The sequence below is a fragment of the Streptomyces sp. NPDC048349 genome (assembly GCF_040651925.1).
Lineage (GTDB): Bacteria > Actinomycetota > Actinomycetes > Streptomycetales > Streptomycetaceae > Streptomyces.
Map to the genome: position 1 here is coordinate 1 of NZ_JBEZLA010000123.1, position 8,044 is coordinate 8,044.

General features: G+C 73.6%; 9 protein-coding genes and 1 pseudogene. 3 read left to right on the plus strand and 7 right to left on the minus strand.

Annotated features, from left to right (window positions below):
- Positions 1-111: 111 nt before the first annotated feature.
- Genes pqqB through pqqA form a run of 5 tightly spaced genes read right to left on the minus strand, consistent with a single transcriptional unit; the run spans position 112 to position 3,253 of the window.
- On the minus strand, positions 112-1,014 hold the full coding sequence (pqqB, locus tag AB0D44_RS33820) for a pyrroloquinoline quinone biosynthesis protein PqqB (RefSeq protein ID WP_362598566.1): 903 nt from the start codon (positions 1,012-1,014) through the stop codon (positions 112-114).
- Complete coding sequence (pqqE, locus tag AB0D44_RS33825; protein WP_362598568.1) at positions 1,011-2,123, minus strand: pyrroloquinoline quinone biosynthesis protein PqqE; 1,113 nt, start codon at positions 2,121-2,123, stop codon at positions 1,011-1,013. Before pqqE ends, pqqB begins: the two co-directional genes overlap by 4 nt.
- Positions 2,114-2,368 carry a pyrroloquinoline quinone biosynthesis peptide chaperone PqqD gene (gene pqqD, locus AB0D44_RS33830; RefSeq protein WP_362598571.1) on the minus strand — a complete coding sequence of 85 codons (255 nt, stop codon included), beginning with the start codon at positions 2,366-2,368 and terminating at the stop codon, positions 2,114-2,116. The genes pqqE and pqqD overlap by 10 nt, the downstream gene beginning before the upstream one ends.
- A gap of 26 nt (positions 2,369-2,394) precedes the next feature.
- Positions 2,395-3,090, minus strand: coding sequence for a pyrroloquinoline-quinone synthase PqqC (gene pqqC / locus AB0D44_RS33835; protein ID WP_362598574.1), 696 nt, complete (start codon positions 3,088-3,090; stop codon positions 2,395-2,397).
- 58 nt (positions 3,091-3,148) lie between these two features.
- Complete coding sequence (gene pqqA, locus AB0D44_RS33840; RefSeq protein ID WP_362598577.1) at positions 3,149-3,253, minus strand: pyrroloquinoline quinone precursor peptide PqqA; 105 nt, start codon at positions 3,251-3,253, stop codon at positions 3,149-3,151.
- 250 nt (positions 3,254-3,503) lie between these two features.
- Here pqqA and AB0D44_RS33845 point away from each other — a divergent pair, with 250 nt between their 5' ends.
- Positions 3,504-4,499, plus strand: a complete 996-nt coding sequence (locus AB0D44_RS33845; protein WP_362598580.1) for an ion transporter — start codon at positions 3,504-3,506, stop codon at positions 4,497-4,499.
- A 10-nt stretch (positions 4,500-4,509) separates the two neighbouring features.
- Here the strand turns inward: AB0D44_RS33845 and AB0D44_RS33850 are convergent, their stop codons facing one another.
- Positions 4,510-5,556, minus strand: coding sequence for a phosphatidylinositol-specific phospholipase C domain-containing protein (locus tag AB0D44_RS33850; RefSeq protein WP_362598583.1), 1,047 nt, complete (start codon positions 5,554-5,556; stop codon positions 4,510-4,512).
- Between the two features lie 199 nt (positions 5,557-5,755).
- Between AB0D44_RS33850 and AB0D44_RS33855 the strand changes: the two genes are divergently transcribed.
- Together AB0D44_RS33855 and AB0D44_RS33860 are read left to right on the plus strand one after the other, a co-directional pair.
- Positions 5,756-6,709: a trypsin-like peptidase domain-containing protein gene (locus AB0D44_RS33855; RefSeq protein WP_362598586.1), complete on the plus strand. Its 954-nt coding sequence runs from the start codon at positions 5,756-5,758 to the stop codon at positions 6,707-6,709.
- A gap of 120 nt (positions 6,710-6,829) precedes the next feature.
- Positions 6,830-7,432, plus strand: coding sequence for a TetR/AcrR family transcriptional regulator (locus AB0D44_RS33860; protein ID WP_362598589.1), 603 nt, complete (start codon positions 6,830-6,832; stop codon positions 7,430-7,432).
- Between the two features lie 279 nt (positions 7,433-7,711).
- Here AB0D44_RS33860 and AB0D44_RS33865 read toward each other — a convergent pair.
- A pseudogene (locus AB0D44_RS33865) lies at positions 7,712-7,813 on the minus strand (short-chain dehydrogenase); the annotation flags it as partial.
- Between the last annotated feature and the right edge of the window lie 231 nt (positions 7,814-8,044).

Consider the following 8,044-nt stretch of genomic DNA (forward strand, 5'->3'; position numbering starts at 1 on the left):
ACCGGGACGACCACCAGGTTGGGGATCGTGAGGCCGCGGGTGAAGTTCAGGTTCGAGGCGCTCGAGCGGGTCGTACCGCTCCGGCGGCCGGACCCTTCGACGTCACACGGGTCAGAGCTCGATGCGCGTCCCGTCGGCCGGGATCTCCGCCCCCGCCGCGCACACCTCGCGGTGGGCCGGGGAACGCGGATCGGCCATCGGGTTGGTGTTGTTGAGGTGCGTGTACGCGAACCTGGTGCCCGGCCGCTGCGCCCGCAGACGCCCGACGTGCGCCAGGCTCCCGCCCTCCCCGGTCACCGGCAGGTGCCCCATTACGGCCTGCGCGCCGCTCGCCCCGGCCGCCCGCGTGGCACCGCCGAACTCCCGCGCCGAGTGGAAGGTGCCGTCGAGCAGGACGCAGCCGGCCCCGGCGGTGAACCCGTCGAAGCCGGGCGGCCAGGAGGCCAGACAGGGCGCGTACACGAGGACCCCGCCCGTGACCGGGTCCTCGAAGCGGTAGGCCACCACCCAGGGGCCGCCCGAACCGGTGTGTGAGCGCATGTACTTGGGCCGCTTGTCACCGACGGCGAAGGCGGTCACCCGCAGCCCGCCGACCTCCAGCTCCTTGCCGGCGACCACCTCGGACCACTCCCATCCGCCGTAGCCGCCGAGGATCTCCCGCACCGGGAACCCCGTCCCCAGCGCCCCGAGCACCGCCGCCGGCGCCCACACCCCCAGCCCGGCCCCTTCCCTCAGCATCATCAGGCCGAGGGTGTGGTCGAGTTCGGCGTCCGTGAGCAGCACTCCGCGCACCGGTGTCTCGCGCGGCCCGGGGCCCGCCGCCAGCTCGGTGGTGGCGAGGAGCTGGGCGCGGATGTCGGGCGAGGCGTTGACGAGGTACCACCCGACGCCGTCGGCACTGACGGCGAGGCCGTCCTGGCAGCGGGCGGGCGCCCCCGCGGTGCACACCGGGCAGGCGCAGTTCCACTGCGGGCAGCCGCCTCCGGCGGCGGTGCCGAGCAGGACGGCCCTCATCGGCGTACCGCCCCCGGTCCGCGCATCACCAGCTCCGGGGGCGTCGGGGGGACGCCCGCCAGCAGCAGGTCCACGGTGCCGCGCCGGCCGGAGCGCGAGCAGACCGGATCGGTGGCGGCGGCGTCCCCGGTGAGCAGGAACGCCTGGCAGCGGCAGCCGCCGTGGTCGACGGAGCGCCGGTCGCAGCTGCGGCAGGGGTCGGACATCCACGCCTCGCCGCGGTAGGCGTTGAAGGAGCCGGACTCGTACCAGATCTCGGCCAGCGGCTTCCGGGTGGCGTTGTCCAGTTCCAGGGTGGTGATCGCGCCCGCCGCGGGACAGGGCAGCACGGTGCCGTCGGGGGCGACCGTGAGCTGGATCGCCCCCCACCCGTGCATGCACGGCTTGGGGTACGGCTCGTAGTAGTCGGCGAGGACGTACACGATCTCCATCGTGCCCTTGAGCCGCTCCATCGCCGCCCGGACGACCGGTTCGGCCGCGGCCAGCTGCTCCCGGGTGGGCATCAGGGCCTCCCGGTTGCGCAGCGCCCAGCCGTAGTACTGGGTGTTGGCGAGCTCCAGCCGGTCGGCGCCCATGCGTTCGGCGAGCTCGATGAGGCCCGCCAGCTGGTCGTGGTTGGCGCGGTGCAGTACGGCGTTGACGGTGAGGGGAAGGCCGTGCTCGCGGATCAGCGCCGCGGCGGCGATCTTGTGGTGGTGGGCCCTGGCCCCCGCGAGCCGGTCGGCGCGCGCGGCGTCGGCGCCCTGCACCGACAGCTGCACGTTGTCCAGCCCCCGCTCGACCAGGTCCGCGAGCCGCGCCGCGGTGAGACCGAGTCCGCTGGTGACGAGGTTGACGTAGCAGCCAAGGCCACTGACGTGCGAGACGAGCTCGGGCAGGTCGGGCCGGGCCAGCGGCTCGCCGCCGGACAGGTGCACCTGGAGCACACCGATCTCGCGCGCCTGGGTGAACACGTCCCTCCACTGATCGGTGCTCAGCTCCCGTTCCCGCTCGATGAGTTCCAACGGGTTGGAGCAGTAGGCACAGTGCAGCGGACAGCGGTGGGTGAGCTCGGCGAGCAGGCCGAGGGGCGGGGCCGCGTCCCCGGGGCGGGCGGCGGTCAGGTCCATCGCACGACGCCCTTCTCGGAGAGCCGCTCCAGGACGGCGCCGACCTCGGTCTCGCGGACCCCGGCGTACCGGTCGCCGAGCGCGGCCGCGATCTGCGGCACGGTCACGGTCCCGTCGCAGAGCTCGAGCACCGCCACGGCGGTCCCGTTCGGCACGAGCACCCCTTCCGGATGGAGCACGACACGGGTCTGCCGCGTCCTGTCGTAGACGAGCCGCACCCCGCGGCCGAGCACGGGCCTGTCCACGGCCCCTCCTTCTGCGGTGGCGGCCACTACGCGGCCGCGTCGGTGGCGCGTTCGACGGCGTCCAGCACCAGCCACAGCAGGTCGCACTTGAACCGGAGCGCGGCGACGGCCGCGTCCTGCTGCTCCCGTGTCGTGCAGTGCCGGACGACGATGTCCAAGGTGCCCTTGCCCTCACCGGACACGGCCTCGATGCGGTCCGTGAAGTAGGCCAGGTCCTCGGCGCGGATCCAGTCGTAGTGGGCGAGCATGTCGGCGACCCTGCGGGTCATCAGGTGCCCGGCGAACATCTCGGTGAGCCCCGAGGCCACGGCCTCGGCCCACGGCTTGGTCCGGGCGAAGTTCACGTACGCGTCGACCGCGAAGCGCACGCCGGGGACCACGTGCCGCTCGTCGAGCACCTCTGCGCGGCTGAGCCCCACGGCCTCGCACAGCCGCAGCCAGCGCGCGATGCCGCCCTCGTCCCCGGCCGTGCCGTCGTGGTAGGCCAGCCGGTCCACCCAGAGCCGCCGGATCTCGGGGAGCGGGCAGTTGCTGATGATCGCCGCGTCCTTCTGCGGCAGCATCCGCTGGTAGTACCAGCGGTTGGCCGCCCACAGCTGCAGGGCCCGGCGGTCGAGCTCGCCGCCGTGCAGCCGCCGGTGGAAGGGGTGGCTCCCCCAGTAGGAGGAGGACAGCGCGCGCAGGGCGCCGATGAACTCGGACTCGTCCAGTAGTGCCGTCATGTGTTCTCCCGCCACGGCGGGAGCCGGTGGCCCGGACCCCCGCCCGCCGACAGTGGGTTCACTTCTCCAGACGCGCCGCGTACGCGGTGACCTCGAACGCCGTCTCGTACGCGACGAAGTCCGGGGTGGTCCACGCTTCGGGGGTCGGGGTGACCTCGGCCATGGGGTGCTCCTTCGCTCGGTGCCCTTCGGTTTCCGGCAGGAACCTATGGCCTGGCCGGGCCGCCGCAGATCCCCTAACCGCCCCTAACGCCGCACTTTCACCCCTGCGGCCTTCCGGTGCCCGGCGCGTTGGCGTGCGCACCGGCCTGAAACCCGATCGGGTGTGTGGCGTTAACAGGAACGACCACCGCGCCCCGCCGGGCGCGGGCCTGCGGGGAAAGACGCGTACGAGGAGCAAGATGAGAGTCCCGATGCCGGTCCGACGCGGCCGCGTGCACCTGGCGGCCCGGTGCCGGGTGGCCACGGAAGCCTCCGCCTTCGGCCTGGCCGTTTTCGCCGTGATCCTGCTCAACGCGGCGCTGATGGGCCTGGAGACGTACAGCGGGCTGGCGCGGGAGCACCGGTCGGCGCTGGAGGCCGCGGAGGACGCCTGCCTGGTCGTGTTCACGCTGGAGATGCTGCTGCGGATGGGCGCGCACGCCGACCGGCCGAAAGCATTCTTCCGGGACCCCTGGAACCTCTTCGACCTCGCGGTCGTGGCGTCCGCCTTCGTCCCGCTCGTGCGGGAGAACACCACCCTGCTGCGGCTGCTGCGGCTGGCCCGCGTGCTGCGCACCGCGCGCTTCCTGCCGCAGCTGCGCATCCTGCTGGTCGCGGTGGGCCGCAGCCTGCCGGGCACCGCCAGCTTCCTGTTCGTCGGCGCGCTGGTGCTGTACGTGTACGCCATGGTCGGCTGGGTCTGCTTCGCGGAGTCCGACCCGCAGCACTACGGCTCCGTGGGCCGCGCCGCGCTCACCCTGTTCCTGCTGACCACGCTGGACGGGCTCACCGACGCGGTGCGGGCCGGGCTGCAGATCTCCCGGCTCAGCATCCTCTACTACGCCTCGTACGCCCTGCTCGCCTCCTTCGTGCTGGTGAACGTCCTGATCGGCGTCGTGCTGAACTCCCTCGACGAGGCGCGCGAGATCGAGGCGGAGGCGGGACGGCGCCCGGAGCCGGCCCCGGAGCCGGGTGCGGGGCCGGATAGGGGTGCGGGGCTGGATACGGGTGCGGGGCCGGATACGGGTGCGGGGCCGGGCCGGCAGGACGCCGAGGACGTCAGGGAGCGGATCGCCACGGCCCGCCGCGCGCTCGACGAGATCGAGGCGAGTCTCGCCACCGGCCCCGGAGCCGCCGCCGCAGCCACCGGGCCCGTCGGGGACCGCCCGCCGGCCCGGCAGCTGGAGGCCTCGCACCCGGGGCCGTAGCGCCGGCCCCTCAGCCGCGCGGCACCACCGTGGCCAGGACCTGGGGCAGCGGGTACCAGTCGGCGGAGACGATGGAGGCGTGGTGCCCGGCCAGGAACGCGAGGCGGTCGCGGGCCTGCGCCTCCGTCGGGCGGGTGGAGTCGATGGCCGGAGCCACGTTGTGGGCGTCGGTGGCGATCACCAGGTAGTGGTTGCGGTCGTACCAGCCGGTGTCGATCGCTCCCCCGGCGTAGGCGCTCGCGTCGCCGTCGAAGACCACGAACCAGGGCCGCAGGGAGGCGTCGGCGTAGCGGGCGACACGCGGGTCGCCCGCCTCGGCCCGGTGCACGGCCGGGAACGCTGCGGCCTGGCCCAGCCGGCCCTGGGCGGCGAGGGAGCGCAGGTGGGTGGCGTACTCCCGGTCGGTCCACAGGGTGTCGGAGCTGTTGCCCTCCTCGACGGTGCCGGGGATCAGCTCCACGATGAACTTCCCGGCGAGAGCGGCGCGGCTGGGCCAGGCTCCCGCGCGGGCGGCGGTGTCGAGGTCGGGGTGGCCCGCGGCCAGCTGGCCGGGCCGGTAGAGGGCGTCACCGAGCTTGCCGGTCAGCAGTGCGTCGAGGTCGGCCGGGCCGCGGCCGAGGTTGGCGGCGAAGCCGTCCTTGAGTTCCAGCTTGAGGACGACGGGCCGGTGGCCGGGGTGGGCGTCGTGCCAGCTGCGGATGTCGGAGAGGCAGCCCGCCAGGTTCTGGTTGCGGGCCTTGGTGCGCAGCTGGGCGGGGGTGGTGGCGTTCTCGCAGTTGCTGTCGTTGCCGAAGGGGTTGTTGTGCGAGACCCGCCACGAGCTTCCGAAGAAGTTGGTCCACACGTCGAGCTCGAGCATGGCGGCGCCCGAGTCGAGAGCGTCCGCGAAGTAGGGGTACTTGGCCTTCTCGTAGGCGTTGTGCACGCCGACTCCGGTCGATCCCGCGTAGGGCAGCCCCTCGGAGGCCGCCGCCCCGGCGGGGGCCGTGCCCAGTGCGAGGGCGAGGGCCGCCAGTCCCGCGGTCACCGCGCCCGCCATCCGGTTTCGCAGTCTCATGCTTCGGCTCCTGTCGCTCCAGTGCGGCTCAAGTCGCCTGGAGCGTAGGGGAGTTGAATGGCGCATGGAAGGCCGGTGAGTGACGTGCGGAGGGCCGGGGAGCCGCTGTGAGGACGGACACGTCCGGATTGCGGAACCCGGACCGCGTCCGTACCCATCGAACGAGGCGTCGGACGCGTCTGCGGGGCGGGAGTACCAGATGTTCAGCAAGGTGCACGGGCGGGCCGTACGGGCCACCGTGCTGGTCGGCGTGCTCGGCGCCCTCGCCCTCGCGGGCGGGTGGTACCTCTGGGAGCTGCGCGGCCTGGTCGCGAACCGTGCGGACGGCGACGCCGCGCGGGGCGTCTACCAGCAGGACCCCGAGCGGGCCGACCGGACGGCAGCGGCCGTGCTGGACGGATTGGTCCGCGAGGACCCGAACCCGCCGACGGACGGCAAGGCCTTCGCCGGCGGGGACTCCGCAGTGGACTGGCGCTCCGCCGGGTGGCGGCCCTCCACCCCCCTGGAGGCCCGCCCCGCACCGGCCGAGCCCGGCGTCGGGGCGCTCTTCTCCCCCGGCACCGACGGCGACCCCGACCACCACTGCTCGGCCGTCGTGGTGCACTCACCTCGCGGCGACCTGATCGCCACCGCCGCCCACTGCGTGTACGCCGGCGGCTTCCGCACCAACCTGGCCTTCGCCCCGGGCTACCAGGACGGGGTGGCCCCGTACGGGATCTGGGTGCCCACCCGGATCGACGTGGACCCACGCTGGACCGAGGACCAGGACCCCGACCACGACGTCGCCTTCGTCCGGCTGCGCCGCCCCGGCTACCCCGGCCAGCGGCTGGAGGACGTCACCGGGGCCGAGACGATCGCCTTCCGGCCCCAACTGCCCGCCCCCGCACGTCTGATGGGTTATCCCAACACTTCCGAACAGCCGGTGGACTGCCGCAACGCGGCGCGCGCCGCCGGGCCGACGCAGCTGCGCTTCGACTGCGCGGACGTGCCGAACGGCACCAGCGGCGGTCCGGTGCTCACCGACGGGCACACGCTGATCGGGGTGATCGGCGGCCGCGACGGCGGCGGCGACGAGGAGACCTCGTACAGCAGCTACTTCGGTGACGCCGTCCGGGCCCTGTACGAGCGCGCCACGACCTCCAAGGAGCTCTAGGCCGTCCCTTTCCCGGCGGCTCTTGCGCAGAGGCCCGCCGGGTGCGGGTCTTGCTAGGCTCTGCCGCGCGGTCGGCACCGCCGCACCCCCACGTACACGGACGGGACCGACGGGACCGACATGTCTCCTAAGCAGCAGCGCGGCGAGGCCACCGTCGACCAGATCCTGACCGCCGCGCTGCGGGTGTTCGCCGAGTCCGGACAGCAGGGGTTCACGGTGAACGCGGTCGTCTCGGCCAGCGGGGTGAGCCTGGGCAGTCTCTACCACCACTTCGGCAGTTTCGACGGGATGGCCGCCGCCCTCTACATCCGCTGCATGGACCAGCTGGGCGAGGACATGACCGCCGCACTGGCCCGCGCACGCACCGCCCGCACCGGCGTCAGGTCATGGGTGACGTCCTATCTGCGCTTCACCCAGGAGCACCGCGACGTCGCCCTGTTCCTGCACGCCTCGGCCTACTCCGGCTACCTGGTGGCCCACGCGGAGGAGATCGGCGCGGCCAAGGCGGTGCAGTTCGCCGCCCTCACGCAGTGGCTGGAGGTGCACGTGGAGCGCGGCGAGATCGCCCCGCTGCCGGCCTCCGTGATCGAGGTCATGGTCATGGGCCCGCTCACCGAGGCCGCCCGCCGCTGGCTGTCCAGCACGTACGAGATCGACCTGGCGGAGTCCGCCCGCCACCTCCCGGACCTCATCTGGCGCTCCCTGCGCCCCGACCCGTCCTAGGGGGTGTCTGACCGGGCGACGTCCTTCGGCGGGCCGTGGTGGGCCGGGCAGGCGCTCCGCGAGCACCCGCGCCGCCGGCGGCGCGGCCAGGTCCGCGCCGAGGACCACCGCGTGGTCGCGGGAGGATTCTGGGTGGTTGTCCGGAGTGTCGTCCATGGCACCGAGTCTCCGGCGCCAGGTGCGTCCCGGTCAGCTCCCCGCCGGGGCGGACGGAGGCGTCCCGGGGGCGGACGGGGGCACGCTCCGGGGCAGGGCGCCGTCTTCCGGGGGCTGCGGCTCCAGTTCGCGGACCGTGACGTATCCGATCCCGCTGTCGGCCCCGGTCACGACCTCGATCCGGCCGCTCTGGTCGGGGATGTTCACGGGGTTCCAGCCCGGCATGGCAGCTTTCTCACGGCCGGTTGGGTTACCGAGGGTAGAGCGACCTTGGCGGAAGCCGGGAACGGGGGTCGTCAGGGCGGGCGAAGGCGCAGGCCAGTAGGCTGCGGTCCGCACGCCTTCCACTTCTCCGTCCATGGCCCCTTTCCCCCCGCGCTCGATCGTGAGCGCAGGGAAGATCCCGCGGCCTTCGGGGGCGAGCACCACCCCGGCCCGCGCCCGCCGTACGGCGCC

Coding starts and splice junctions, on each gene's coding strand:
- pqqE (WP_362598568.1), bottom strand. CDS start 2,123: ATGGACCTGACCGCCGCCCGCCCCGGGGACGCGGCCCCGCCCCTCGGC.
- AB0D44_RS33855 (WP_362598586.1), top strand. CDS start 5,756: ATGTTCAGCAAGGTGCACGGGCGGGCCGTACGGGCCACCGTGCTGGTC.
- AB0D44_RS33850 (WP_362598583.1), bottom strand. CDS start 5,556: ATGAGACTGCGAAACCGGATGGCGGGCGCGGTGACCGCGGGACTGGCG.
- AB0D44_RS33860 (WP_362598589.1), top strand. CDS start 6,830: ATGTCTCCTAAGCAGCAGCGCGGCGAGGCCACCGTCGACCAGATCCTG.
- pqqC (WP_362598574.1), bottom strand. CDS start 3,090: ATGACGGCACTACTGGACGAGTCCGAGTTCATCGGCGCCCTGCGCGCG.
- pqqA (WP_362598577.1), bottom strand. CDS start 3,253: ATGGCCGAGGTCACCCCGACCCCCGAAGCGTGGACCACCCCGGACTTC.
- AB0D44_RS33845 (WP_362598580.1), top strand. CDS start 3,504: ATGCCGGTCCGACGCGGCCGCGTGCACCTGGCGGCCCGGTGCCGGGTG.
- pqqB (WP_362598566.1), bottom strand. CDS start 1,014: ATGAGGGCCGTCCTGCTCGGCACCGCCGCCGGAGGCGGCTGCCCGCAG.